The sequence below is a fragment of the Selenomonas sp. oral taxon 136 genome (assembly GCF_001554015.1).
Taxonomy (GTDB): Bacteria; Bacillota; Negativicutes; order Selenomonadales; family Selenomonadaceae; genus Centipeda; species Centipeda felix.
Genome location: NZ_CP014239.1, coordinates 991,881 through 1,016,795, shown reverse-complemented (window position 1 = coordinate 1,016,795; position 24,915 = coordinate 991,881). Strand labels below are relative to the sequence as shown.

Sequence of the window (24,915 nt, the reverse complement as noted above, 5' to 3'; positions counted from 1 at the left end):
TTCGTCCGAACAAGGCGGAAAACCGGACGCAGAGTGGTGCTCTGTGGAGGATTTTCCGCCGAAGTGCGGGCAAAAAAGATGCGTCAAGATGATGGTGCTGAATTTATCAGTGCTTCCTTAATTTGTTCCGATTGGAATATGACCTGCCCCCCAAAAGGCCGATCTTCTCATCTAACCTTTGGGGGGCAGGTCATAAAACTTCGTGCGGCAGCCTCGATTGCCGGCCCATTCTCAGAGCCGGATGCGCTCGATATGCTCCATATCGATGGTGACAACCGCTGTGTCGAGCGAGATTTCGTAGAGGATGAGGTCGTCGCCGACAGCATCAATGGTCTCCTGATAGCGTGGGATCTTTGCGGCAAAGAGTGCCGCGAGATCGTAGACGGTGCGCGCAGACTTCACGGCGCGTCCGCTCGCGCGGACGTGTTCGTTTGTGCCGTTGTGCGGAACGGTAGTGAATGCGATATTCGGATTTGCCGCGATCTCGACGACCTTCTCGTTGTCTTTGAACGTGGCGAAGTAGACGCAGTGTTCCTCGGGGGTATAGTAGAAGTTCACAATGCGGACATGCGGCAGCCCGTCCGTCGTTGTTGCGAGCGCGATCTCGCGCTGTTCGCGCATGATGCGCTCAAATTCGTCCCGTAGATTCATCTCATTCACCTCTTTGATGATGATACAATATTCTTCGTGTGAAAGATGTGAAAAGAAACGCCATCGGTCATGTTTGCCGATGGCGTTTCCGCTTTTGCGAGAAATTTCATGTTTCCTTTTTCCCGCTCAGTACGACCTTGCCGAAGATGGCGAGGACGCCGAGGAAGACGAGGAGCCCGAGCATCTCGGCAGTGCCGGCAAAGTCGGCACCGACGACGGCGAGAGGGCTTTCGCTGCCGCCGTTCGAGACGGAGACGACGATGATGCCGGCGAGGAGAACGCCGATGATGGATTCGCCGACGATGAGCCCTGAGGCAAACAGCGTGCCGCGCCGCAGTCCTACCCGCTCTTCATCCTCGCCGTGCGTTTGACGCAGGCGGCGGTTGAGGAAGTAGCCGAGGATCGCACCGACGACGAGCGGTGTCTGGATGACGGGCGGGAGGTAGATGCCCATACCGACGGCGAGCGGCGGCATGGCGAGATTCTTCGTCGAGCGGCGCAGGAAGAGGTCGATGAGGACGAGCACGATGCCGACCCCGATGCCGATGTAGATGTACTCCCATGCGAGCTTCTGCGAGAAAATGCCCTGAGCGATGGTCGTCATGAGCACTGCCTGCGGTGCGGCGAGTGCCTGCGCGGGATCCATGCCCGCACGCGGCAGCGCGCCCGAGAACCCATACGCCTCATAGAGGAGGTTGAGCACGGGGGCGATGACGAGCGCGCCGATCACGCAGCCGATGAGGAGCGCGACCTGCTGACGCCACGGCGTTGCGCCGACGAGATAGCCGGTCTTGAGATCCTGCATATTGTCATTCGAGATGCAGGCGATTGCGAGGATGATCGACGTGGTAAAGATGGCGGTCGCCGTCGCAAATTTCTCGCCGCCCGGCAGCGCGAAGATGCCGAACATGGAGCACAGCGAGTACATGACGAGCGATGCAACGATGATGCCGAGGATGCCGATGCCCGAGATCGGGCTGGAGGACGTGCCGACGAGACCTGCCATATAGGCGCAGGCGGCGGCAACGAAGAAGCCCATGAGGACGGCGACGCCGACGCCGACGAGGGTGAAGATGACTTTCTGACTGCCCGGGATCTGCTCGGGGCTGACGAAGGCGTAGAAGATGACGAGCAGCCCGATGACGGTGACGGCAAAGACGAGCCCGACACTCTTCATCGTCATGTCGATGTCCATGCGGTGCAGACCGCGCTCTGCGCTGTCTGCGCGTGCGCCTGCGATGGATTCCTTTACGCCGTCAATGACGGGGCGCGCGAGGCAGAGCAGCGTCCAGATCGCGGCGACGCCCATGGCGCCCGCGCCGATGAGGCGCACCTTCTGCTGATAGACGGTACCCGCGAATTTCTGCAGGGTCATGCCGTCGGGGAGTGCACCGGTGATGGTGAAATAGGGGACGAAGCCCGCCCATGCGATGGCGATACCGATCAGCATTGCGAGTCCACTCGTGATGCCGATGAGGTAGCCCGCGCCGACGAGCGCCGACGAGTAGCCGAGCGGGAGCTGCGTCATGCCGCGTCCGACGTGGAACCATGCGGAGAGGCTGCCGCCGAGCACCTGCAGGCCGTTCGTGAGGAACGCGATCACGCCAGCGATGGCACTGCCCGAGAGGATCTCTTTCAGTCCCGAGCCGTGCTGCTCGCGGCTGTCGTCGTGCGAGCCGACCTTTAGGATCTCTGCCGCAGCAACGCCCTCCGGGTAGGCGAGGTCGCTGTGGACGACCATCGCGCGCCGCAGCGGGATGGTGAAGAGAACACCGAGACAGCCGCCGCAGGCGGAGACGACGAGCGTCTGCCAGAACTCAAAGTCCTGCCAGTAGCCGATCATGAGCATACCCGGGATGATGAAGATGATGGCGGACAGCGTACCTGCTGCCGATGCCTGCGTCTGCACCATGTTGTTCTCGAGGATGTTTGCATCCTTTGCCATCTTGAGTACCGCCATCGAGATGACCGCCGCCGGAATGGCGGAGGAGAACGTCAGACCGACCTTGAGGCCGAGGTAGACGTTCGATGCGGTAAAGATGATGGTGAGGATTGCGCCGAGGATCATGCCGCGCATTGTCAGCTCAGGGAGCCGCAATTCGTGCTGCATGAACTCGTTTTCGGAGTGTTTCATGCCAATACCACCTATCTATAATAAAATGAAAAACATCTGTATTATAGCACGTAAATCCAAAATAGCAAAAATACATAGGAACGCTGTGTCCGCAGCGCTAGGAAAGATACGCCGAAAACAAAACCGCCGATGCGCTTTCTCGTCACGCATCGGCGGTTCTGAGGAAAATACGGGAAGTGATAGGTAACTCTCTTGCATTCAAACGATCCACGCTTCATTCCGCATCGCCGCTAGCTTGAGATGCGGAACTTTCCGGCGAAAACGCTGAGAAAAACCACCACGACATGTTCTCTGTGCGCACATTCTGTTCCTCTCTGGGGAACGTCCTCCTCGTCATGCGCTAATCCATGCCCTCTTGTGTGCCCACCCCACGCGGGCTGCCGCATTCCCTGCCGCACCTTCGCTCGGCATCCCCGTCCGACCCAGCGGGGCGGGGTGCACAGTGCAGACCTTTGCGGCCACTCAGTAACCCATCGGAATCTCCTCCCAGTCCGTCGTGGACGCTGCGGCTGCTTCCTCACTCAGCCAGCGAGGTGCATCCCGTGTCCCTCTCCAACAACCGTCGGTCAACACGGTGGGAAATCCCCGAAGGAGATACACCATGTGCTTACAGATCACATGGGGGCAGCCTGTCCTGAATCAGCCTGCCGCTTTAAGATCTCCCTAACTATCCTTAGTATAGTAAAACTTCAGAAAATTGTCAACGCTTTTTGAAAAATTTTTTTCGCGGTGGATTGACAAACGCAGAAATTCGCAATAGAATGACATATAAATTTACTATGTTATTAAGGAGATGGAACGATGGGATATCAGTTGTGGAACGCACTGGAGGAGCTGAAGTCGGATGCGTATGAGTGGGTGGATCTGACGCACCCACTGAATAACGACAGTCCGTGCTGGGCGGGGATCCCCGAGGGCTCGGTGGAGCTCTCAAAGACGTGCTTTGACTGGGGCAATCCGATGCTCGACTGCCTCATCCAGACGTTCAAGTTCCCGGGGCAGTTCGGGACGCACATTGACTTTCCGGGACATTTCGTGCGCAACCTCCCGCTCGCGGAGGACTTCGGTGCGCGCCACATGCTCTATCCGCTGTGTGTGATCGACGTCACCGAGCAGGTCGCGCGCGATGTGCACTATGCGGTGACAGTGGAGGACATCAAGGCGTACGAGGCGAAGTACGGAGCGATCCCCGACGGCGCATTTGTCGCGCTCTATACGGGGTGGAGCCGTCACTGGCCGGATATGGATGCGATCTCCGGGATCGCCGCGGACGGCAGTGAGAACTTCCCGTCGTGGTCGATGGATGCGCTGAAGTATATCTATGAGACGCGCAATGCCGCAGCGAACGGTCATGAGACGCTCGATACGGATGCCTCGACGGAGGCGGCAAAGGCGGGGGATCTCGCGTGCGAGCGCTATGTCCTCGGCAAGGGGAAGCTGCAGGTCGAGGTGCTGACGAATCTCGACCGCGTGGCGCCGGCAGGGGCGCTGCTCTTCCTCGGGTGGCCGAACATCGAGGGCGCGACGGGGCTGCCCGTACGCGCGCTGGCGATTACGCCGAAAAAATAAGGGAATGACCTGTGGCAGAGGTGCTGCCATCGTCTTCGAGCCGTTTTGCAAAGCCGATACCTTCCGGCTTGCAGGCGGCTCCTTTTGCATCTGCGGCAGGACTTTTGCGCTGGGTATCGAATCATAAAGAGATAACTTGTGTGTTTAGGAGACGATGAATTGCAGAGTAAATACCTCGATATTGAGAAGAAAGCAGAGCGCGGAGAGCGGCTGACGTATGAGGACGGCGTGGCGCTCTTTGCCTCGCACGATATCGCGTGGCTCGGTGCGCTCGCCGACCATGTGCGCGCGGAGAAATGCGGCGATATTGTCTACTACAATGTGAACTGCCATGTGAATCTGACGAATATCTGCATGGCGCACTGTAAGTTCTGCGCGTTTGGGCGTGACGCAGAGGATGCGGGCGCCTACGAGATGAGCGCGTCGGAGGCGGTGGCACACGTCGCGGAGGCGATGCGCGACCCGCATCTCGCGGGACTGCACGTCGTGAGCGGGCTGCATCCGACGTGGACGTTTGACGACTATCTCCTGCGTCTGCGCGCGCTGCACGAGGCCTTCCCCTCACTCTACCTGAAGGGGTTCACGGGCGTGGAGATCACGCATTTTGCCCACACGTCGGGGCTCTCCGTGCGCGAGGTGCTCCTGCGCCTGCGCGAGGCGGGGCTGCAGTCGATCGCGGGCGGCGGCGCGGAGATCCTCTCCGACCGCGTGCGCGGGGAGCTCTGCCCGAACAAGGCGACGGCGGATGAGTGGCTCGCAACGCACCGTACGGCGCACGAACTTGGGATTAAGACGAATGCGTCGATGCTCTACGGACACATCGAGATGCTCGAGGAGCGCGTCGCGCACATGATGCGCCTGCGCGACCTGCAGGACGAGACGGGGGGCTTTCAGACGTTCATCCCGTTCCCGTTCCTGCCGTCACATACGGAGCTGGGGCGGACGGTGCGGCAGACGTCGATGTGGGACGATCTGCGGACGATCGCGATCGCACGCCTCCTGCTCGATAACTTCCGCAACATCAAGGCGTACTGGGTGATGCTGACCGTGCCCGTGGCGCAGGTCGCGCTCGGGTTCGGTGCGAACGACATCGACGGCACCGTGCACAAGGAGACGATCCTCCACGACGCGGGGGCAAAGAGCCCGCGCGCCCTCTCCGAGGATCACATCATCCGCATCATCCGCGAGATCGGACGCACGCCCGCCGCGTGTGACAGCAATTTCAACATCATCGAGACGTATTGAGAATTTCGCCAATATGTCCACCGCGAATCCCTTGGAATCAGGGAATATGGCGTGACGAAGGAGATGAGGACAATGTCCGACACGACGGACGAGGAACGCATTGTGCGCACGATGGAGGCATTCCGCAAAAATCGCTACGATGTCTCGCGCTTTGCGGAGCGGACTGCAGCGGCGGACTATCTCGCTCGTGAGATTCGCGGCAAACGCGTCGGATTCGGCGACTCCGAGACGCTGCGGGCGCTTTCCCTCTACGAGCGGCTAAGTGAGCATAACGAGGTGGTCGATCCGCCACGTGCAGGACACGTCGGCGGCATCGAGGCATTTCTTGCCGCAGGGCGCGAGGCACTGATGACGGACATCTTTGTCCTCTCGGCGAACGCCATCACGGAGGAGGGGCAGATCCTCAACATGGACGGCGCGGGCAACCGTGTTGCGGGCTCCCTTTTTGGACATGAAAAGACCTACTTTGTCGTGGGCATCAACAAGCTCGTTCCCAACATTGAGGCGGGCATCGACCGCATCCACCGCATTGCCGCCCCGCGCAACGCCCAGCGCAAGGGGAAGAAAACGCCCTGCGCAGCGGCGGGCGATCGCTGCTATGACTGCGCGGCACTTGAGCGCATCTGCAATGCCCTCACCATCCACTACAAGAAAATGAGCTACCGCCCGATGGAGCTGGTATTGATCGAGGAGAAACTGGGATTATAGATGCAAAGCAAATGATGCGAAAAGATTGATTTGCCTATACAAACATGATATTCTACAAAAAAGGAGGCGATTGATATGGCACAGACGATGGTAAATTTTCGTATGGATGCAGAGCTTAAGCAGCGTATGGAGGAGACCTGCCACAAGATGGGGTTGACGCTGACCGCTGCATTTACGATGTTTGCGGCAAAGGTGACACAGGATCGCCGCATTCCCTTCGAGGTAACGGCAGAACCCGATCCGTTCTACAGCGAGGAGAACATGGCGCGTCTCCGTGCGGCGATTGCGGATGTCAAAGCGGGGCGCAATCTGACGGAGCATGAACTCATCGAGGCTGACTGATGGATAAGATTTGGCAGGATGCGGCATGGGCAGATTATTTGTACTGGCAGATGCAGGATAAGAAGACACTCAAGAAAATCAATCGTCTTCTTCAGAGCATTGACCGCAGCGGCTATGACTGCCAGGGACAGCCCGAACCGCTCAAGGGGGATCTCTCGGGCTTTTGGAGTGTTCGCATCGACGCGAAGAATCGCATTGTTTTTCGGATTGTGGATAACCGCATGGAGATTGCACAATGCGGCTCGCACTATCGGGACAAATGAACAACAAAAAAGACGGAGTTTTCACGAATTCAGCCGTATCTCATTTCGAGAGGGGCTGTTTTTATTGTCTATATACAGTGGATATCCAACCAAGAAAGAGGCTTTTGACTTTCTATTGTATAATAACGGATATAAAATGAGTAGGAGGGATTTTCTTGGCGGTAACGAAACTGGAATTGACATGGGTGGGAAAAGACGAACCCATGCAGAAGATAGAGCCGCGCCTGTTGCTGCATCACAAAGAGAAGTCCTACGGTGAGACGGGGACAGGAAATATGCTGATTCACGGGGACAATCTGCTGGCCCTCAGGGCACTACTACCGAGGTACGGCGGGCAGGTGAAGTGCGTGTATGCAGATATCCCGTATAATACGGGATCGGCGTTCTCTCAGTATGATGACAATCTGGAACATAGTACATGGCTGAACCTCATCAGGCCACGTATGGAAATCCTCTACCAGCTGTTGAATAGGGATGGCAGCCTGTGGGTTAGCATTGACGATGACGAACAGGCATACGTCAAGGTTTTGCTGGATGAGATATTCTCACGCAAGAATTTCATCGCCTCCATCGTTTGGCAAAAACGGACATCTCCGGACATGAGATCCGTCATCAGCGATGGTCATGACTATGTGCTTGTTTATGCCAAAGACAAAGATGCATTCAAGGCATCCCGCAATTATTTGCCACTCAGTCCAGAGCAGGCATCCAGTTACAAGAATCCAGATAACGATCCCAGAGGGCCATGGCGTTCGATTGATTTGACCGGACAGGTCGGTCATGCTGCCGCCAGCCAGTTTTATGAAATCGAACTCCCGGACGGACGAAAATTGCCTCCTCCTGATGGCAGGTGCTGGGCTTTATCCGAAGAAACCTTTCACTCTCTATTGAAGGACAACAGGATTTGGCTTGGCGCAGACGGAACGTCTCGTCCCAGACAAAAGAAATTTCTGTCAGAAGCAAAGGGTGTCGTTCCTTGGACTTGGTGGACGAATAAAGAGGTCGGGCACAACCAAGAAGGAAGTCATCGCCCTGTTTGGGCCTGAAAGTCCTTTGATGAGGGCGCTGACAAGGGAACGCCTCAAATTCGCATCAAGAAAATTCCCCAGATGCTTTTGGGCAGCTGTGCGTTTGGACGTGAGGACTACGCTCTGAACATTGTGCGCCCGCCACAGTACGAGGACGAGGAAAGTGAGGGCGAAGATGATGAAGGCTGACCTGCGTTTCCTCCAATATACACCGGATTTTATCAGCGGCACGATGTCCCTGCGAGAACCGCAAAAGATTTCCTTGGAGGTGCTGGCAAATATTCTTCAGGTCGTGCCGCCGGAGAAGGGCATCGACCTCAAGGGCGCCTTGCAGAAGGTGCATGGCCTTTATCCCACATGCACGGACTTCGAGAGGGAGTTCCTTTCCCTCCTGCCGGCACTATACGGAGCGACATGGCTGCGAGGATATGCGAAACATCGTCATGATGTACCGGCAGGACATTGCAGGAAAGATTTACAGGCAGATGATGCAGCACTTTCATAAGACGGAGGAAATGTTCTCCTACGATATCGTGAAGGTCAATGATTTCAATATGCCTCAGGAACTGTTTGGCAGCTCTGAGCTGGATCTGTTCTCCCCAGACGCTAAAGCGGACGGCATCCGCTCCGTGGTCTTCACGGGGATAGAGAAGGGAGTCTTCGATAGGGCAAAGTTCGACAGTATTCCGGAACTGACTTTTGCCAGACTCTGTGAACAGGATGTCAAAGTGCTGAAATGGCTTCGTCCTGCTCCTTCCGATTTTGATCTCAAGTACGGCAGGGGACACAACTACGAGCCGGACTTCGTGGTGGAAACCGCCGACAGATGTTATCTGGTGGAGATCAAGGGGGAGGACAAGCTGAACGATACTGGGGTGCTGGCAAAGAAGGAAGTGGGTATTAGATACTGTCAGACAGCCACTGCCGTGTGCCGTGAGCTGCACTACAAGCCATGGGACTATGTGTTCATCCCATCGAAGCAGGTGCAGCCAACCTCCAGTATGGAATATCTTTGCGGGCAGTTCGTCTGCCATGTATAAATAGGGCGGATGTTTTTTTAGGCGAGTGTCAATGGAGGTACTAGCCTTATCCCTTCCGTTCGCCGACATTCCAGTCGGCATCCACCTCGAAGTAGACGCTTTTTTCCTTCCACGGGTATTTGTACTCGAGCACGACGGTGTGATCGAGTAAGATGTGCACGGCGATGAGCTGTGCCGTGCCGTGCTCATCCGTATGTTTTACCCATGCCCCGCTGTCGATGTGATCCCTGACCTCGGTCAGCCATGTGATGGGGAGCTTGGACATGCCTGCCTCATTCATGCGGAATACGATCTCCACCTCTGTATCCCCGGCCTTGCGCGGGAAATGGCAGTAGGGCGCGTTGCGCGTGTAGCTGCCCGCCGATATGGGGGAGAAGAGGCGCAGGACGCGGGAGAGTCCCTCCTCGTCGACGCGGATGCAGAGGATGGATCGCTGCTTTTGGTACATGTCATCGACGGCATCCGCCGCCGCGCCTTCCTGCGGAACCTCGGCCGCACGCGATGCCTGCTGCAGCTCCTCGTCATACGCTCCGTCGACCCAGTGAAAGCACATCTGCTCAATCGTTGCACCCTCCTCGATCTCACGTTCCAGCGTCAGGAACTCGTGGTCGTCCGGCACGAGGGAAAGCCCCTGCCGCACGGCGTCCAGCGCACCGCCACGGTCGCCGAAATGGGCGCGCAGCTTGCCGAGCTCGAGATAGCACCACGGATAGTCTGGCTCCTCACGCGTTCCCTGCGCGGCATAGCGGAGCGCCTTTTCCAGATAGCCGCAGTGCATGAGGGCGACGGCGTAGCGATAGTACCACGTCCCGCACCCGCACGCATTCGGCTCGGAGTCCGGCATCCACTGTATCGCACGGTAGAAGTAGGGGTACTGATCGACATTGTTGCACGCATAGGCATACCACAGCGCAATGTCGCGGTCACGATGCACCTCCTCGCGTGTGAACCGCCCCTTGATGATGCCGTTCTTGATGTATTTGTTCAGATAGCTGAGCATTTTAAAGAAATAGCCCGTGGATCCATCCTCCATCGCCTCGAGTTTGGCGACGGCCTCTGCTGTGAGCAGGGGGCCTTTTTCTGTGTCGGAGCTCTCCGGCGCGTCGGCGGCGTCCTCCTCCTCCTCGTCGCGATCAAAAATGTTGACGGTGCCCGCCGCGTCTCGTCGGAAGGAGTGAAACACCGCCCCCGGCAGATTCGTCCTCTTGAGAACGGTTTCTGCGGCGACGAGGACGGCGTGCAGATCCCACGCGAGAAAGTCCAGATAGCCGTAGTTCGTGCCCGTCGCTCCGCCGAGGAAGGTCACCGCGTGCAGACAATCGGTCTCCTCCTCAATCGCCTGCATGAGCGCATCGCGAAAATCGAGAATCCCGTCGGCACTCTCGCGCATCTCATCCGTCAGCGGATAGGCGATAAAGCCCGCCGCGATCCCATCCGCATGGTAGATGTCCACGAGCGTCGCATCGTTATCCATATAGGAACTGAGGAGGGAGGGCAGGCGCGTGCTGCCCGCATAGACATCGAGCCGCAGATCCGCATCGTCCGATGTGTCCGGCTCGCGCTCGTAGGCGAGATAGCAGTGGTCAAGGTACTCCTCTGCATCGTTCGCGAGGGAGTACCCCGCCTCTGCGAGTGCCTGCGGCAGATCCGCCAGCAGGGTCGACGGCTCCTCGCGCGGCGCATCGAGGAGATCAAAATCATGGATGAGTCGGATGGCGGCGATCTCGCCGAGTACCTGATCGACGAGCGTGGAGAGCATCCACCACGCGCGGCTCTCGTCCTCCTGCAGGAGCGGCAGGAGCTTTTCACAGTAGACCGTGAGGGCGATCCCGTCGCCGTCCGGCGCGAACCAGACGGCGACATCCGTCATCTCGATGCTGTAGTCGTCCGTGCGCAGGGAAAAGCCAAGAGAGGACGTGCGCCCGACGTGGATGTCCCAGTGCTCGCGCACAGAGGCAGGGGCATGGCACGCGAAATAGACGAGCGGAAAGAGCTTTGCGCGCAGACCTTCGGGCGTGAGGATGAGCTCATATTTCTCGTTGCCCTTTCCGAGCTCGAATGAGACATCGTCAAAGGCGATGTGCAGAGCGGAGCTGCACCGCTCGATGAGCTCCTCGCCGTGATCCGGTCCCGCATCCATCAGCGCGCGCAGCTCCTCCTCTGCCTCGGAGAACGCGAGCCATGCCTCCTGCACGCGGATGCGGAACGGGCGCGAAAAGAGCGGGAGAGAGAGTCCGCGGCGGCAGTCCTCGATCATCTGCTCGGTGTCCTCGTCGCCCGGCAGCGCCGCAAGCGCCGCCTCAAAGTAGGGCAGGGCGCGGTTTTCCTGATCGAGGTAGTAGTAGGCATAGCCCATGCGGAAGTTCCAGACGTGATCGTCGGCAGAATCCTCTGCGTGCGGCGCGAGGAGGTCGATCGCTTTTTTGAAATACCACCACTCGCTCGGCTGCGCGAAGTTGTTGTAGGCGCGCGCCAGCTCGCCATCGAGCTCGGGCGTGCGCTCTGCGGCGGGGATCTCCTCAATCGCCGTGATGATCTTCTCGTAATCTCCGTGATTGTGCCATGCTTGACACTGTTCCAGTAATGTCATCTGCTGCTCCTCTTGTCTGGGTCTAAGTTGCGCTCAGGGCGCCCTATCGGCTCGTGATGCTCGCCGCTTCCCCCGCGCGACGGGGGAAGCGAATATACCGTCATCCAATGCCTCCCCCGTGCGACACGGGGGAGGGGGACCGCGAAGCGGTGGTGGGGGCGCTTGTTCCTAATCCCACCAGAAATACCAAATATGCGATTTCCGCAGGCTGTCGGCGAGCCTGCTGATGCTCATGCCGGGGGTGCCCTGCTCGATGATGTCGCTGCAGTAGGCGTACTGCTCCACGGCACGCGCGGCGGCGTGCTCCGGCGCGACGGGCGCGGGGACGCGGTACTCAAGCGTGTCGTAGGTGAGGACGGCAGGGACGGCTCTGTCCGTCTCGTACCAGTACTTTGCGACCGCCGTATGCGCGGCGGTGTCGGGGCAGTCGTTCCACCCGCCGAAGGGCAGGTAGGTGAAGATCTCCCACGGATGCTTGACGGGGATCTTGGCGAGGATCACGGGATGCGTTTTCCCCGTCTCGCAGTTCCAGTAGGTGATGGGGCGGTCATTGGTGTCACCCATCGTGCTCTCTTTCACCGTCATGTCCTCCGTGCGCTCGGCACGCCGCGTCATGAGGATCTTTTTGCCGTCCTTGACCAGCTTTTTCGCCATACGCTCGCGGTATGCGATGACGGCGTCTGCGTCGAATTCATAGTCCTCGAACGCGCCCTTTTCCGCCTCGGCGTTCATCGTCAGTGCCTCCCAGAGTGTGTCGCTCGGGACGATGATGACGGGGACAATGCCGTCGCGTGCGGCCGTGCGCGTGGCGTAGCTGTACCATGATGTGATCGGGTCGTCGTCCGCCAGCGGCGGGAGGTACATCAGAGAGCAGCTCGCCCTACTGGCGTTCAGGTACTGCATCGTTGCGATGGCAACGTAGCTCGGATCGGCGTCCACCTGCTCCTCAGTGTTGCGCTTCCACGCATCCCAGTGGCGCTCGATGAGCTGCGCCATCTCCCGATAGAGCTGCTCGTCGAATGGGACGAAGAGATATGCCTCGTCATCAAACTCCTTCGAGTAGTATTTTTCCGCTCCGAAATACGCGAGGGCGTGATTGTCGACGTCCGATGGGTAGGAGGGAGCCTCGCCGTCGTAATAGTAACGCGCGAACGCCGCGCCTTCCTCGTTAAAGAAGCCGCGCATCAGGATTCCGTGCAGCTCGTCGCGGAGGAAGGGGCGCAGGTCTGTCTCCGCCGGATGTTCCTTTACGGCACGGACGGTCACCTCGTACTCGCGGATGAACCAGTCTGCCATCAGGTCATGCAGGATGCACCACCGCAGGTAGACCGCCATGTGACTGTACGCCTCGATCTCATCGACGGGGAGCTTCTTCTCGTGCAGGGTGGAGAGATGCCACTCCGCGTTGTCCATCACGAGGTCCTCAAAGTCCTCAGGGGCGCATGCACTGCGCCGCTGTGGATCAATGACGAAGCTCACGTGCCGCTCGTCAAAGAGGCTCAGCAGTTCCTTTGCACTGCGGTCGAATTTGTAGTTGAGCTCGTCGCGGTAGAGCGGGATGATCTGATAGAAATTGACCTCGTCGCCGTCCGGCAGGGGACAGACCGTGTTGTCTCCCTTTACCTGCGCCCCGATGATCAGGGAGGCAGTCAGCTTGGTGTTCTCGGCGTAGTTGTTTGTCCTGCTGTCGATGGTATGCCCCCAGCCGAGCCATGTATCATCCTCGATCGGCAGACGTGCGAGGCTCTTCAGCAGGCGGATCGGCCAGTAGTGCTCCTCGTCGTCCTCGTGGATCTTCCAGTCGGGCGGCAGGGCGATCGCGAGTTCCGCGCGTTCGAGCTTGTATTCGGCGAGCTCTTTTGGCACGTTCATGCGGTGCGCCCCCATCCCGAGGGTGACGAGCATGTAGTAGTTCCGTTCCTCGGTCGGATCGACGATGCAGATGTCCAGGTGGATGTCCGGCGAGACAATCTCATGAAAGACGTTCGCATACGTGCCGAAGCTCGTCTCGATGAAGTCCTCGACGGCAGCCATCTCCTCCTCGGTGTAGACCTCCGTGGGCACGGGCTTTTTTCCATGCGAAGAATTATTGTGGACGATTTTTTTCATTGTGTTCTCCTTTATGACTGAGGAACAGGCTCTCCAGCATCGTTTCCAGAAGGCTTGTCGGTGTGATGACGAATCCCTCCGCCGTGATTTTTTCATTGAAGAAATCGACGGAATGGTCGTGGTCAAGGAAGTGATTCCGTGTTAAGGAATCGCTGATAAAACAGTCTCTCAGATTGGCGTAGATTTTTTGTCCGAACAAGGTGGAAAACCGGACGCATAGCAAAGGCTATGTGGAGGATTTTCCGCCGAAGTGCGGGCGAAAAAGATGCGTCAAGATGGTAGTGCTGAATTTATCAGTGCTTCCTTAAATATTGCCCGACATCGTCGAGGGTAAAGGCACACTCCCTGAGCGCCGTGTCGGTGAAAGAGTTGGCGTAATGGATACTCTTCATCATGCGCTTCAGCTTTGTCGCCGGGTATGCCTTGCATAGTGCCTGTCGGAGTGCTGTCGCCATCTGTGCGGGCGAGGCATCCTCTGTGACAGGCATGGATGGGAGGATGCGCTCACGGCAAAGGTGCGCGTACAGGGTGCGGAACTTTTCTGCCAGTACGGTATCATCATGTTCGGTCATGGCGTACCTCACGTCTGCTGGTGCTGCATGGAGACAATCTGACAGTCGGGGCAGAACTCGATGTAGAGCGTGCCCTCCATATAGTCCGTCAGCGCATCCCAATGAATCTGCATGAGATACTTCATCGGCTGCCCGCAGTCGGGGCAGGTCGTGTATTCCCAGTCCTGCCACCAGAGCGCAAAGCCGCCGAGCGTGCAGGTGTCCTCGAAGCGTGCGCCGTAGAACAGAGGAACAGGCGTCTCGCCGAGGATGAGATCGTTTTCAAAAATCCTGACAAGCTCCTCTTCGATATACATGGTATCGCCCGCATCCTCGCAGGAAAGCACCTCGCTGCCGCCGTCGAGTGTATAGCGGCTCAGCCTCGGTCCCTCATACGAAACGCAGTTCGGACAGCAGGTCGCTGTGAGGATGCCGTCAATGCCGAGGAAGTGCAGACGCGCATCCCGTCCGTCGAGGACGAGCATATCCGCCATGCGGCAGCCGCAGTGCGGGCAGTGCTCCTCCCGCGGACGAGCGATGCGGAGGGGCGAGCGGCGCAGCTCCTCCTCCGATGCGGCATGCACCAGCGTATAGCAGGTGTCGAAATTCAGCGTGCGCCGTCGCCCCTCACGGTCGAATGTCCAGCCGCCGCACTGCGCATAGACAGAGGGGTTGACGTGCAGCTTCCCGCGCCACGGGCGCGGATTGCGTTCGAGCGCAAGGAGTGCCGCAAGGGATTGGTCGTCTCCCTGCATACCGAGGCACATCATCAGCTCGTTCGCCTCATGTGCGGCATCCGTCTCCATCAGTGCCGCGATCAGTCCGTCCCGCACGTCCGTCGGTGCATGATAGTAGAGTGCCGAGGGCCAGAAGGAACGTGCCGCGAGTGCCGCGCGTGGGATCTCCGGCACGAGCCGTCCGCGACAGCAGAGCAGATACCAGAAATCATCGGGAACATCCTCGATCTGCGCGATGATCTCCTGCTCCTTTGCCGAGACCTCCGCGGGCGTCCATGCGAGTGCCGCACGGCGATTCGCCGCCGTCCTGCAGCGCCAGCAGAGCCCCTCGTAGCCGAGCTCCGTGCCGCAGTCGGGGCATTGGTAGGGCAGCGTCATGATCGGCTCCTTTCCCATTTAGACATATCGATTCATTCTGATAATAATACGGATGTGGAGCAGCTTCAATAGGTCTTTTGGGAAAGTAAATGAGAAGGCGACGAAAATCCCCGCGCTTCCTTTACCTTTTCGCTGAATCTATATATAATAGAAGAAGGGAATCGCTGAATTTATCCGTATTTCCCAAGTTTTGGAGGTGATGCTATGCGCTCAGGGGAGAATCCGCTCCTTTTGCGGCTGCGGGAGGAGAAGGCGCATCGCCTCTCGGGCGGCATCTACCATGAGCTGCAGGTGCGCATGACCTACAACTCAAACCACATCGAGGGGAGCCGCCTCAGCGAGGAGGAGACGCGGCGCATCTTTGAGACGAATACCGTGGGCGGGGATGCGCATGTGGATGACATCATCGAGACGGTCAATCACTTTCGGGCGATGGATTACTGCATCGACTGTGCGGAGGAGCCGCTCAATGAGATGATCATCAAAAAGCTCCATGATTTGCTGAAAAGCAGAACGTCTGACGAGCTGCTCCCCTACTTTCGCGTGGGCGACTACAAGGAACGTCCCAATATGGCGGGCGGCGTGGAAACGACTCCGCCGCAGGAGGTTGCAGCGGCGATGCGGAGGCTCCTTGACCGCTGTCAGGCCAAAGAGAAGATCGCCTTTGAGGACATTGTGGACTTCCACTACCATTTTGAGCGGATTCATCCGTTTCAGGACGGCAACGGGCGTGTCGGGCGGCTTATCGCGTTCAAGGAGTGCCTGAAGTACAATATTGTTCCGTTCATCATTGAGGACACAAAGAAGGCATTCTACTACCGTGGACTGAAGGAGTATGAGCGCGAGCGCGGGTATCTCGTGGATACCTGCTATGATGGGCAGGATACAATGCGGCGCCTGCTCGATTTTTTTCAGATTTTCGGACATTCCTTTGAGGAGAGTACATGAGCGATTTGAGAACGGCCCGTGCCGCTGCCGAGGGCGGGGCGCGGCTGACGAGGGAGGATGCACTCCTCCTCTATGAGGACAACGACCTGCTTGCGCTCGCGCAGTGGGCGCGTGCGGCGAAGGAGCGCGCGAGCGGGAAAAGCGTCTACTATACGGTGAACCGTCACATCAATCTCACGAATATATGCCGTGCGAACTGCCCCCTCTGCGCCTTTCAGGTGGAGCAGGGGGATGCGCGCGGCTATATTATGGAAACGGACGATGTCGCGCGTGTATTGGAGCTGGCGAAAAAGACACCGCGCCTCACGGAAATCCACATCGTGAGCGCCCTCCACCCCGACCGTTCCTTTTCCTACTACGAGGGCGTGGTGCGGCAGGTGCGTGCGGCGCTTCCGCATGCGGACATCAAGGCATTCACGCCCGTGGAGGTTGTGAACTTTGCAAAGACGGAGGGGACTTCCGTCCGTGACATCCTGCGCAGGTTACAGTTGGTCGGACTCTCGTCCCTCCCCGGCGGTGGTGCGGAGATTCTGTCCGACCGCGTCCGCGAAATTATCTGCCCGAACAAGGCGACGCGTGCGGAGTGGCTGGGTTGTATGCGTACGGCCCACGAACTCGGCATCCGCACAAATGCGTCCATGATGTACGGACACATCGAGACGGTCGAGGAGCGTATCGACCATCTGCTTGCTCTGCGCGAGCTGCAGGACGAGACGGGCGGCTTTCAGGCGTTCATGCTCTTTCCGTTCCATCCCGAGAACACGGCGCTCGGCGCGGAGTGTAAAATCACGCGCGTCGGCTCGTGGGAGGATATGAAGATGCTCGCCCTTTCTCGCCTTGTGCTCGACAACGTGGCTCATTTCAAGGCATTCTGGGTCATGCTGACGCAGCCCATTGCGCAGCTTGCCCTTGGCTTCGGTGCGGATGATCTTGACGGCACCATCGGTGAGGAGAAGATCATTCACGCGGCGGGCGCACAGACGCAGACGGGCATCACGCGGCGCGAACTGGACGCGATGATCCGCGAGGCGGGCTACGAGCCTGTGGAGCGCGATACGTTTTATCAGCCGATTGCGGCAGGGGAGGGCGCATGAGACTCACGGAGCAGGAGGCTGCCGATCTCCTCACGCACGGCGACCCCATCGACCTCGGGCGTGCGGCGGACGCGGAGCGGCGGCGGCGGTTCGGCGATACGGTGACGTTCATCGTTGACCGCAACATCAACTATACGAATATCTGCGTGAATGAGTGCCGTTTCTGTGCCTTCTATACGAAACAGGATGCGGAGGATGCGTATCTCCTGCCGATGGAGGAGATCCTCGCGAAGGTCGGCGAGACGGCGGCGGCGGGCGGCACGCAGGTCATGATTCAGGGAGGGATTCACCCCGATTTGCCGCTTTCCTACTATGAGAATATGCTGCGTACGATCCGCGACCGCTATCCCTCCATCGTGATTCATTCGTTCACCGCGACGGAGATTCTGTACTTTGCGGAAAAGGAAGGCATTACGATTGAGGACACGCTGCGGCGGCTTCAGGATGCGGGGCTCTCGTCGCTCCCAGGCGGCGGGGCGGAGATCCTCGTGGATCGCGTGCGGAGGCTCATCGCACCGAAAAAGATCATGACCGAGGACTGGCTGCGCGTGATGCGGACGGCGCACAAGATCGGTATGGAGTCGACGGCGACCATGGTCATCGGCTTTGGTGAGACGATGGCGGAGCGCGTGGAGCACATGGAGCACATCCGCCGTTTGCAGGAGGAGACGGGCGGCTTTCGTGCGTTCATCACATGGACATTTCAGCCGGGCAATACCGCACTCGGCGGGGAAAAGACTTCGAGCTGGGACTATATGCGGACACTTGCCGTCACACGTCTCTACATGGACAATGTCGCGCATATCCAGGGGTCGTGGGTGACGCAGGGCGAGCGCATCGGACAGCTGACGCTCGGCTTTGGCGCGGACGATCTCGGGAGCATCATGCTTGAGGAGAATGTCGTGCGTGCGGCGGGGACGCGGTACAATATGTCGATCAAGAAGATGATCGATCTGATTCGCGGTGCGGGCAGAGAGCCGGCACAGCGTGACACGCAGTATCGCGTGATACGGAGGTTTTGATATGGCAGAGCAACAGGTTCCGACAGCGGGCTATGCCGTCATCGGCGGCTCGGGGACGCTCTCAAGCGATTTCCCGCGTGCGTCGATGGCGGCGGATGTGGAGATCCTTGCGGACGGGCTGCACTTTGCGACACCCTACGGCGAGAGCCCTGCGTTCCGCCTCTTCTCCGTCGCGGGACGGCGCGTGCTGACCTGCCGCATGCACGGCTGGCGCAGCGGCGTGACGCGCGCGGATGCGTCGCGGCAGGTGTTCTGGGTGCTGCGGGAGGCGGGCGTGCGGCGCATCCTCTCCGAGGGCGGCGTCGGCACGGTGAACCCGTTGCTCGACCCGCGCGACTTCCTCATCCCCGACGACTATCTTGACCTCTCCGTACGCAAGGATGTCATGCTCGACGGACGTTATCTGCTCGTGATGCGCGACGCACTCTGCTCGGAACTTCGCACGACACTCGTTGCGGAGACAAAGAAACGCTATACGGGGCGCATCTTTGACCGCGGCATCTACGCCGTCACCGACGGGCGGCATTTCGAGAGCCCTGCCGAGATCGCGATGCTGAAAGGGCACGCGGACATCGTGGGGCAGAGCCTCGCGCCCGAGGTCTACCTTGCTCGCGAGATCGGCGCGTGCTATGCGGGGCTGTACTTCGTCGTCAACTACGGCGAGGGCATCCGCCCGTGGTCGCACGACACGCTAGAGCAGATCTTCTACGACGATGCACCGATGATCGGCGACATCCTCCTCGCGACGATCCGCAGCGTCCCCGCCGAGGAGAGCGCGTGCGAATGCCGCAGCCTGCGCAAGGAGACCCTGCTCAAGGATGTCTACAACGCGGAGTCGGATAAGGGTTGACGAAAAACGCCGAACATCGTATAATGGACATAGAAAAAGGTGTTGCCGGTAAACGGTCAGCCCCCGTAATCTAAGAAATGGTTATAAGAAACCCGCCTAGAGTTGGTGACTGCAGGCGGGTCTTCTTATGGTCTCAAGGCTACGATACAGATCGTTACAAGAAAGATGAACGAGAGAAAATCGTACAGAGTCACAAGTATCGCCCCCTCTCTTGAGGAGACTAATCGCCTACCGCTCGTGGCAACACCTGTGTGCATTTATAGCATGAAAACATCTGCCTGTGAACTGTTGTTTCATATTGACAGGTTGGCAATACGAACTCTCCTGTATACACGTTATACTCCGTGAAAAATCTGTTGACAATGATTCCCTGTGGTGCTACTATGATGGCGCAGGAAATCCTGCGGCGATGATTTGACCGAGAAGAGGTGTGATTCGCCATGAAACAATTACTATCTGTACAAATTCTTCTTCGACCGTAGTGTCCGAGTGCGTTTTCGCGTTCGGGCTTTTTATTATTTAGGAGGTCATTATTATGTCCATCAACCGGGGAAAAGTCGTCATCATCGGTACGAGCAATGTCGGCTCCGCCGTGCTCAACAAAATCGCAGACTTTCAGCTGGCCTCGGAGATTGCCCTCATCGATCTCGATATGAATCGTGCGCGCGGCGAGGCACTCGATACGAGCCACGCCATGTCCTCGCCGTACAGCACGAACATCAAGATCCATACGGGGACGTATGAGGACTGCCGCGATGCGGCGTTCATCGTCATTACGGCGGGACCTTCGATCCTGCCCGGGGAGAAGCCTGACCGACTGAAGCTCGCGAGCACGAACACGAAGATCATGCGCTCCATCTTCTCTGAGATCGTGAAATACACGAAGGAAGCCATGGTCATCATGATTACGAATCCGCTTGACGTTGCGACCTACGTCGTATCAACCGAGTTCGACTACCCGCGCGAAAAGATCCTTGGCACGGGCACGATGCTCGAGACCTATCGCTTCCGTTACCTTCTCGCGGAGCATTATGATATGGATCCGAAGAATATCCACGGCTATGTCCTCGGAGAGCATGGCAACGATGCTTTTGTTGCGTGGTCGACGGTCAACTGTGCGGGGCTCGGGATCGATCATCTCGATGAATACTTCCACTTTAAGGAGCGGCTGAATCGTCATGACATCGAGCAGGGACTCATACAGACGGCATACGATGTCATCAACCTCAAAGGATTTACCAACACGGGAATTGCTATGGTTGCCTGCCGCTTTATCAAGGCGATTCTCTACAATGAGCATACGATCCTGCCCTGTGCCGCCGTCATGAACGGCGAGTACGGCATGAAGGATGTGGCACTCTCCATTCCGCGCATGATCGCACAGGACGGCATCGTCCGCTCGCTCGAGGTGCGCCTTGCCGACGATGAGATGGAAAAACTTTCCCGTGCGCAGAAGAGCGTCCGTGCCGCACTCGACGGTGCGGGCGTGAAGTAAAGGCTGTGCACTCACTCATCTTGTCAGCGTAAAAACAGCACTTGGTCATTTTCCAAGTGCTGGTTTTTTATGATTCAGTCAAGAAATCGCTGATAAATTCAGATGCGCCATCTTAGCGCATCTTTTTTTGTATAAAAGAACCTCCGCCCACATACAAAAATGTGAGCGGGGGGTTACATTTTGAACAGATCGCTGTGTGTTCCTGTGCGTGTCAAGTAGAGCAGCAGTGTGTCATTGGAAATTTCATAGATGAGCAGCCAGTCCGGCGTAATATGACATTCCCGACAGCCGGCGTAATCTCCTATGAGCGCATGGTCACAATGTTTTTGTGCGAGATGTTCGCCATTTGCCAGTTTCTTGATGACAGCGGTCAACAGCTCTGTGTTATAGCCACGCTTGGCAGCGCGTTTTAGATCCCGCTGAAAACGTGAGGTTGGGCGGATAATGTATTTCATGAGAGCAGGTCTTTCATCATCTCGTCAACGTCGGTGTAGCGTTTGCCTAGGCTAGGGTCTGCCTTCATACGGCGCACTTCGTCAAGAGCCTCCTGTGTCTCTGCGTTGGGGCGGGGCGCACCGATCTCAAAAGGGAGGCGGTACTCACGTACAGCCTTCTTGGCAAAAATGTTGAATGCTGTCGTCATTGTCATACCCATATCCGTACAAAAAGCATTGAACTGCTCCTTCAGGTCATTGTCCATGCGAATGCTGACGTTGGTCTGTCCCATCTGAATCACTCCTTTTTATTAAGATAGTGCAAAATACGTGCATTGTCAAGAAATCTATAGCATCTATCCTGCGTTTTTCTATGTCAAAAATCCCCACTCACGATTGGACTCGCGAGCGGGGATTCTCTATCTTATGTTCTGTTCCTATTCCTTCGCCGCCTCATAGCCGACCATGAGCGCCTGCATATTGCGGTCGACGGTGTGCGGCGGGACACGGTTCGCCACGGCACTTTTCACAGCGGCGAATGGGACGATTCCCGAGACGCGCGTGATCGCGCCGAGGGCGACGATGTTCGCAAAGAGAGATTTGCCGAGCTCGCGGGTGGCGAGCGTGGTGATGGGAACAGCGACCGTGTGTGCGGCGGTCGGCACGTTTGGTACGAGTTCGCTGTCCACGATCAGGATACCCGTCGCGGGATCCAGGTCGCCCGCGTACTTGTCCGCCGCTGCCTGTGTCATGGCGAGCACGATGTCAGGGTGCTCGACGTGCGGATGATAGATCACGTCATCGCTGATGATAACCTCGGAGCGGGACGCACCGCCGCGCGCCTCTGGGCCATAGGACTGTGATTGTGCAACGTTTCTGCCGCATGCAGCCGCCGCCTCGGCGAAGATAATGGCGGCGGTGATCACGCCCTGTCCGCCCGAACCTGAGAGACGAAGTTCCTTCTGCATATCAGAGCCCTCCCGCACGCCGCTGAATCTCGGCGTTTGCCGTGCCGTACTCCTCACCCGCGCACGCGCAGAGAAGTCCGATGGGGAACTTCTCCGCCGTGCGCTTTTCGGGCGGGAGCTTGTCCCATGCCGCCTTCATGACGGCAGAGTCCCGCATCCACTCAAGCATCGCAGCGGGCGACCCCATCTTGTTCTTACGCCCGTAGGCGGTCGGGCACTGCACCATCGCCTCGATGAGGGAAAACCCGTGATTTGCGAGACCGCCTGTGATCATCTGCGTGAGATGCTTGACGTGAAAGGCCGTCGAGCGTGCGACGTAGGTCGCTCCTGCTGCCTCGGCGATGCGGCACGCGTCGAGCGGACGGTCGATTGTCCCGTATGGTGCCGTCGCCGTCATCTTGCCCGGCGGGGTCGTCGGCGAGGACTGTCCGCCCGTCATGCCGTAGATATTGTTGTTGAAAAGTACGACGGTGAGATCGACGTTGCGCCGACAGCCGTGCAGGAAGTGATTGCCGCCGATGGCAGTGCAGTCGCCGTCTCCTGTAATGACGATGACGTTCAGCTCGGGTCGTGCGAGCTTGATCCCCGTTGCAAAAGGAATCGCTCGCCCGTGCGCCGTGTGTACGGTGTCAAAGTCCATATAGCCCGAGCCGCGTGAGGAACAACCGATGCCGGAGACGATGACCGTGTTGTCCTGCGAAAATCCCTCCGCACCGTCCACCGCCTCCGCGATGCACTTCATTGCCGTACCGTTGCCGCAGCCCGGACACCAGAGATGAGGGAGGCGGTTCTGACGAAAATACTGCTCGAACGGACGCTGTATATCGGCCTTTGTATGTGCTGTGCTCATGCCCGCACCTCCTCGCTCATCTGACGGATCGCCGCCGTGATCTCCTGCGGCGTGAAGTCCAGCATATTGTATTTGAGGCAGGAGCGGACGTGCGTGCCGTGTGCAGCGCGCGTGACCTCACCCACGAGCTGCCCGTAGTTCAGCTCCGCGGCGAGGATGCCCTTGACACGTGCCGCGAGCCGTGCGACTGCCGCATCCGCGAACGGCCAGATCGTCTGGAGCCGCAGGAAGCCGACCTTGATTCCCTCGGCGCGTGCCGTGCGCACCGCTTCGTATGCCGTACGCGCCGTGCCGCCGTAGCTGACGACGGCGTACTCCGCGTCCTCCATAAAGGATTCCTCTGTGTGGATAATCTCCTCACCCACGCGGCTGATCTTCTCGTGGAGACGGCGGATGAGCTGCTCCGTCACTGCAGGACTGCCTGAGGGAAACCCCGTCTCATCGTGGAGCAGTCCCGTGACGTGGATGTGATATCCGTCGCCGAAACGCGCCGCATCGGGTACGAGATCCTCGCCCACGGCATAGGGCTGATAGCCCTCGGCACGCGTTGCTTTCGGCAGGCGGCGCGGGTAGATTTCGATTTCCTCAGGGGAGGGCAGTGTCACATTCTCGCGCAGATGCCCGATGATCTCGTCCGTCAGCAAAATGACGGGGGTGCGGAAACGCTCCGCATAGTTCACTGCCATGACTGCCATGTCGAATGACTCGCGCACGCTCCACGGGGAGAGCGCGATGATCGGATGATCGCCGTGTGTGCCCCAGCGCGCCTGCATCACATCGCCCTGCGAGGGCGCGGTCGGCTGTCCTGTCGAGGGGCCGACGCGCTGGACGTTCGCCACCACGCAGGGGATCTCCGCGCACGCGGCATAGCCGATCAGCTCCTGCTTCAGTGAGAAGCCCGGGCCGCTCGTCGCGTCCATGACCTTTGCCCCTGCGAGCGATGCGCCGAGAATCGCGCCCATCGCGCCGATCTCGTCCTCCATCTGGAGGAATGTGCCGCCGATTTTCGGCAGCAGCTTTGCCATCTGCTCGGCGATCTCCGTCGAGGGCGTAATGGGGTAGCCTGCGAAGAACGTGATCCCGGCGGCAATCGCACCCTCGGCGACTGCCTCGTTGCCCTGCATCAGTCTTGTGCCTTCCATCCTACGCCCTCCTCTCCACGAAAATCGCAAAATCGGGACAGCGCATCTCGCACTGCCCGCACGCGATGCAGTCCTCGGGGCGCACGGGCACAATCTTGCCGAGCAGACTCACCTCGAGCACCTTCTTCGGGCAGAATGCCGCGCAGATGCCGCAGCCCTTGCACCGCTTTTCCTTGATATACAGCTCACCTTTCATGGCACTTCTCTCCCGCTGGGATGCGGAAACACATCCTCACATACACAAAGCGCATCCTATCATTTCTATAAAAACGATTTTATCATTATAACAGAAAATACAGAAAAAGGATATATCCCTTGATAGGAAAGGGGGTTCGCGCGTGTATACATCTGCTTGTCTACCGATTGCCTACAAAAATCATTTGTCTGCAAGCCGTTCAAAGATACGATACATGAGTTGGGGCGCAGGATAATATGTGCCGCCTGTGGGGATGACGGCGAACTGTTCGGGCGTGATAATGGTACTTAGGACGGCTTTTCTATGCCCAAATTTTCTGTGTGTACGAACGACGAAAGCCGGGGCGGGAATTTTCGCCGCATGATGGACGCCATCAAATCGGGGGGAAAGCCTTCCCCGCATGTTGAAGTTCGCGACGGCACAGAGAAGTGACAGCGGATATCGGTGTATCGCAGGTGAAACGGTTCATGAAGGACAAGCGTCCCACCGACGGTGCAGTGATCTCTCGCCGCGAACAGCTGCACAGGAAGTGCGCATTACCTACTACACCCGCAGCGCTATGGACATCGGC

General features: G+C 58.3%; 26 protein-coding genes. 14 read left to right on the top strand and 12 right to left on the bottom strand.

Going from position 1 to position 24,915, the window contains the following annotated elements; all coding sequences use genetic code 11:
- Positions 1–231: 231 nt before the first annotated feature.
- The gene (locus AXE86_RS04870; protein WP_061945241.1) at positions 232–651 is read right to left on the bottom strand and encodes a pyridoxamine 5'-phosphate oxidase family protein; all 420 of its coding nucleotides are present in this window, start codon (positions 649–651) and stop codon (positions 232–234) included.
- Between the two features lie 106 nt (positions 652–757).
- On the bottom strand, positions 758–2,785 hold the full coding sequence (locus AXE86_RS04865; protein ID WP_061945239.1) for an OPT family oligopeptide transporter: 2,028 nt from the start codon (positions 2,783–2,785) through the stop codon (positions 758–760).
- Positions 2,786–3,586: 801 nt separating this feature from the next.
- Here AXE86_RS04865 and AXE86_RS04860 point away from each other — a divergent pair.
- The 8 genes from AXE86_RS04860 to AXE86_RS04825 all read left to right on the top strand — a co-directional run bounded on the left by AXE86_RS04860 (position 3,587) and on the right by AXE86_RS04825 (position 8,980).
- A complete protein-coding gene (locus tag AXE86_RS04860; protein WP_061945236.1) occupies positions 3,587–4,354 on the top strand; it encodes a cyclase family protein in 768 nt (255 codons plus the stop codon).
- A 159-nt stretch (positions 4,355–4,513) separates the two neighbouring features.
- Positions 4,514–5,599: an aminofutalosine synthase MqnE gene (mqnE, locus tag AXE86_RS04855; protein WP_198145291.1), complete on the top strand. Its 1,086-nt coding sequence runs from the start codon at positions 4,514–4,516 to the stop codon at positions 5,597–5,599.
- Between the two features lie 72 nt (positions 5,600–5,671).
- On the top strand, positions 5,672–6,307 hold the full coding sequence (locus tag AXE86_RS04850; protein WP_061945232.1) for an LUD domain-containing protein: 636 nt from the start codon (positions 5,672–5,674) through the stop codon (positions 6,305–6,307).
- A gap of 75 nt (positions 6,308–6,382) precedes the next feature.
- Positions 6,383–6,649 carry a type II toxin-antitoxin system RelB/DinJ family antitoxin gene (locus AXE86_RS04845; RefSeq protein WP_050342403.1) on the top strand — a complete coding sequence of 89 codons (267 nt, stop codon included), beginning with the start codon at positions 6,383–6,385 and terminating at the stop codon, positions 6,647–6,649.
- Positions 6,649–6,912, top strand: coding sequence for a Txe/YoeB family addiction module toxin (locus tag AXE86_RS04840; protein ID WP_009753315.1), 264 nt, complete (start codon positions 6,649–6,651; stop codon positions 6,910–6,912). Before AXE86_RS04845 ends, AXE86_RS04840 begins: the two co-directional genes overlap by 1 nt.
- 155 nt (positions 6,913–7,067) lie before the next feature.
- Complete coding sequence (locus tag AXE86_RS04835; protein WP_061945230.1) at positions 7,068–7,958, top strand: site-specific DNA-methyltransferase; 891 nt, start codon at positions 7,068–7,070, stop codon at positions 7,956–7,958.
- A 157-nt stretch (positions 7,959–8,115) separates the two neighbouring features.
- Positions 8,116–8,445: a hypothetical protein gene (locus tag AXE86_RS04830; protein ID WP_061945228.1), complete on the top strand. Its 330-nt coding sequence runs from the start codon at positions 8,116–8,118 to the stop codon at positions 8,443–8,445.
- Positions 8,426–8,980 (top strand): hypothetical protein, encoded by a 555-nt coding sequence (locus tag AXE86_RS04825; protein WP_061945226.1) that lies wholly within the window; start codon positions 8,426–8,428, stop codon positions 8,978–8,980. Before AXE86_RS04830 ends, AXE86_RS04825 begins: the two co-directional genes overlap by 20 nt.
- 46 nt (positions 8,981–9,026) lie before the next feature.
- Here AXE86_RS04825 and AXE86_RS04820 read toward each other — a convergent pair whose 3' ends face one another.
- Both AXE86_RS04820 and AXE86_RS04815 read right to left on the bottom strand, forming a co-directional pair.
- Complete coding sequence (locus tag AXE86_RS04820) at positions 9,027–11,570, bottom strand: tetratricopeptide repeat protein (RefSeq protein WP_061945224.1); 2,544 nt, start codon at positions 11,568–11,570, stop codon at positions 9,027–9,029.
- Positions 11,571–11,738: 168 nt separating this feature from the next.
- Entirely contained in the window at positions 11,739–13,679 is a 1,941-nt protein-coding gene (locus tag AXE86_RS04815) for a suppressor of fused domain protein (RefSeq protein WP_061945222.1), read from the bottom strand.
- Positions 13,680–13,861: 182 nt separating this feature from the next.
- Between AXE86_RS04815 and AXE86_RS13155 the strand changes: the two genes are divergently transcribed.
- Positions 13,862–13,987 (top strand): secretion protein HlyD, encoded by a 126-nt coding sequence (locus tag AXE86_RS13155; protein ID WP_071585461.1) that lies wholly within the window; start codon positions 13,862–13,864, stop codon positions 13,985–13,987.
- Here AXE86_RS13155 and AXE86_RS04810 read toward each other — a convergent pair.
- Entirely contained in the window at positions 13,973–14,251 is a 279-nt protein-coding gene (locus AXE86_RS04810; protein WP_232294927.1) for a hypothetical protein, read from the bottom strand. The two genes, AXE86_RS13155 and AXE86_RS04810, sit on opposite strands and share 15 nt — an antisense overlap.
- 8 nt (positions 14,252–14,259) lie before the next feature.
- Complete coding sequence (locus tag AXE86_RS04805; RefSeq protein WP_232294926.1) at positions 14,260–15,363, bottom strand: hypothetical protein; 1,104 nt, start codon at positions 15,361–15,363, stop codon at positions 14,260–14,262.
- A 186-nt stretch (positions 15,364–15,549) separates the two neighbouring features.
- Between AXE86_RS04805 and AXE86_RS04800 the strand changes: the two genes are divergently transcribed.
- The 5 genes from AXE86_RS04800 to AXE86_RS04780 all read left to right on the top strand — a co-directional run bounded on the left by AXE86_RS04800 (position 15,550) and on the right by AXE86_RS04780 (position 20,754).
- Entirely contained in the window at positions 15,550–16,293 is a 744-nt protein-coding gene (locus AXE86_RS04800) for a Fic family protein (protein ID WP_061945218.1), read from the top strand.
- Complete coding sequence (locus tag AXE86_RS04795) at positions 16,290–17,387, top strand: radical SAM protein (protein ID WP_061945216.1); 1,098 nt, start codon at positions 16,290–16,292, stop codon at positions 17,385–17,387. Before AXE86_RS04800 ends, AXE86_RS04795 begins: the two co-directional genes overlap by 4 nt.
- Entirely contained in the window at positions 17,384–18,409 is a 1,026-nt protein-coding gene (gene mqnC, locus AXE86_RS04790; protein ID WP_061945215.1) for a cyclic dehypoxanthinyl futalosine synthase, read from the top strand. Before AXE86_RS04795 ends, mqnC begins: the two co-directional genes overlap by 4 nt.
- 1 nt (position 18,410) lies before the next feature.
- The gene (locus AXE86_RS04785) at positions 18,411–19,259 is read left to right on the top strand and encodes an MTAP family purine nucleoside phosphorylase (RefSeq protein WP_061945212.1); all 849 of its coding nucleotides are present in this window, start codon (positions 18,411–18,413) and stop codon (positions 19,257–19,259) included.
- 535 nt (positions 19,260–19,794) lie between these two features.
- Positions 19,795–20,754: an L-lactate dehydrogenase gene (locus AXE86_RS04780; RefSeq protein WP_006690543.1), complete on the top strand. Its 960-nt coding sequence runs from the start codon at positions 19,795–19,797 to the stop codon at positions 20,752–20,754.
- A gap of 173 nt (positions 20,755–20,927) precedes the next feature.
- Here AXE86_RS04780 and AXE86_RS04775 read toward each other — a convergent pair whose 3' ends face one another.
- From AXE86_RS04775 to AXE86_RS04750, 6 genes are all read right to left on the bottom strand, one after another.
- Positions 20,928–21,209, bottom strand: a complete 282-nt coding sequence (locus AXE86_RS04775) for a type II toxin-antitoxin system YafQ family toxin (protein ID WP_061945210.1) — start codon at positions 21,207–21,209, stop codon at positions 20,928–20,930.
- Positions 21,206–21,481, bottom strand: a complete 276-nt coding sequence (locus tag AXE86_RS04770) for a type II toxin-antitoxin system RelB/DinJ family antitoxin (RefSeq protein ID WP_061945208.1) — start codon at positions 21,479–21,481, stop codon at positions 21,206–21,208. The genes AXE86_RS04775 and AXE86_RS04770 overlap by 4 nt, the downstream gene beginning before the upstream one ends.
- A 144-nt stretch (positions 21,482–21,625) precedes the next feature.
- Positions 21,626–22,156 (bottom strand): 2-oxoacid:acceptor oxidoreductase family protein, encoded by a 531-nt coding sequence (locus tag AXE86_RS04765; protein ID WP_061945206.1) that lies wholly within the window; start codon positions 22,154–22,156, stop codon positions 21,626–21,628.
- 1 nt (position 22,157) lies between these two features.
- On the bottom strand, positions 22,158–23,006 hold the full coding sequence (locus AXE86_RS04760) for a thiamine pyrophosphate-dependent enzyme (RefSeq protein ID WP_061945204.1): 849 nt from the start codon (positions 23,004–23,006) through the stop codon (positions 22,158–22,160).
- Positions 23,003–24,148 carry a 2-oxoacid:acceptor oxidoreductase subunit alpha gene (locus AXE86_RS04755; protein ID WP_061945202.1) on the bottom strand — a complete coding sequence of 382 codons (1,146 nt, stop codon included), beginning with the start codon at positions 24,146–24,148 and terminating at the stop codon, positions 23,003–23,005. The genes AXE86_RS04760 and AXE86_RS04755 overlap by 4 nt, the downstream gene beginning before the upstream one ends.
- Before the next feature lies 1 nt (position 24,149).
- Positions 24,150–24,344, bottom strand: a complete 195-nt coding sequence (locus tag AXE86_RS04750; RefSeq protein ID WP_006690537.1) for a 4Fe-4S binding protein — start codon at positions 24,342–24,344, stop codon at positions 24,150–24,152.
- Positions 24,345–24,915: the final 571 nt, after the last annotated feature.

Excerpts from the sequence above, each read along its gene's own strand:
- AXE86_RS04870 (WP_061945241.1), bottom strand. The coding sequence starts at position 651 with ATGAATCTACGGGACGAATTTGAGCGCATCATGCGCGAACAGCGCGAG.
- AXE86_RS04865 (WP_061945239.1), bottom strand. The coding sequence starts at position 2,785 with ATGAAACACTCCGAAAACGAGTTCATGCAGCACGAATTGCGGCTCCCT.
- AXE86_RS04860 (WP_061945236.1), top strand. The coding sequence starts at position 3,587 with ATGGGATATCAGTTGTGGAACGCACTGGAGGAGCTGAAGTCGGATGCG.
- AXE86_RS04850 (WP_061945232.1), top strand. The coding sequence starts at position 5,672 with ATGTCCGACACGACGGACGAGGAACGCATTGTGCGCACGATGGAGGCA.
- AXE86_RS04845 (WP_050342403.1), top strand. The coding sequence starts at position 6,383 with ATGGCACAGACGATGGTAAATTTTCGTATGGATGCAGAGCTTAAGCAG.
- AXE86_RS04840 (WP_009753315.1), top strand. The coding sequence starts at position 6,649 with ATGGATAAGATTTGGCAGGATGCGGCATGGGCAGATTATTTGTACTGG.
- AXE86_RS04830 (WP_061945228.1), top strand. The coding sequence starts at position 8,116 with ATGATGAAGGCTGACCTGCGTTTCCTCCAATATACACCGGATTTTATC.
- AXE86_RS04825 (WP_061945226.1), top strand. The coding sequence starts at position 8,426 with ATGATGCAGCACTTTCATAAGACGGAGGAAATGTTCTCCTACGATATC.
- AXE86_RS04820 (WP_061945224.1), bottom strand. The coding sequence starts at position 11,570 with ATGACATTACTGGAACAGTGTCAAGCATGGCACAATCACGGAGATTAC.
- AXE86_RS04815 (WP_061945222.1), bottom strand. The coding sequence starts at position 13,679 with ATGAAAAAAATCGTCCACAATAATTCTTCGCATGGAAAAAAGCCCGTG.
- AXE86_RS04810 (WP_232294927.1), bottom strand. The coding sequence starts at position 14,251 with ATGACCGAACATGATGATACCGTACTGGCAGAAAAGTTCCGCACCCTG.
- AXE86_RS04805 (WP_232294926.1), bottom strand. The coding sequence starts at position 15,363 with ATGGGAAAGGAGCCGATCATGACGCTGCCCTACCAATGCCCCGACTGC.
- AXE86_RS04800 (WP_061945218.1), top strand. The coding sequence starts at position 15,550 with ATGCGCTCAGGGGAGAATCCGCTCCTTTTGCGGCTGCGGGAGGAGAAG.
- AXE86_RS04795 (WP_061945216.1), top strand. The coding sequence starts at position 16,290 with ATGAGCGATTTGAGAACGGCCCGTGCCGCTGCCGAGGGCGGGGCGCGG.
- mqnC (WP_061945215.1), top strand. The coding sequence starts at position 17,384 with ATGAGACTCACGGAGCAGGAGGCTGCCGATCTCCTCACGCACGGCGAC.
- AXE86_RS04785 (WP_061945212.1), top strand. The coding sequence starts at position 18,411 with ATGGCAGAGCAACAGGTTCCGACAGCGGGCTATGCCGTCATCGGCGGC.
- AXE86_RS04780 (WP_006690543.1), top strand. The coding sequence starts at position 19,795 with ATGTCCATCAACCGGGGAAAAGTCGTCATCATCGGTACGAGCAATGTC.
- AXE86_RS04775 (WP_061945210.1), bottom strand. The coding sequence starts at position 21,209 with ATGAAATACATTATCCGCCCAACCTCACGTTTTCAGCGGGATCTAAAA.
- AXE86_RS04770 (WP_061945208.1), bottom strand. The coding sequence starts at position 21,481 with ATGGGACAGACCAACGTCAGCATTCGCATGGACAATGACCTGAAGGAG.
- AXE86_RS04765 (WP_061945206.1), bottom strand. The coding sequence starts at position 22,156 with ATGCAGAAGGAACTTCGTCTCTCAGGTTCGGGCGGACAGGGCGTGATC.
- AXE86_RS04760 (WP_061945204.1), bottom strand. The coding sequence starts at position 23,006 with ATGAGCACAGCACATACAAAGGCCGATATACAGCGTCCGTTCGAGCAG.
- AXE86_RS04755 (WP_061945202.1), bottom strand. The coding sequence starts at position 24,148 with ATGGAAGGCACAAGACTGATGCAGGGCAACGAGGCAGTCGCCGAGGGT.
- AXE86_RS04750 (WP_006690537.1), bottom strand. The coding sequence starts at position 24,344 with ATGAAAGGTGAGCTGTATATCAAGGAAAAGCGGTGCAAGGGCTGCGGC.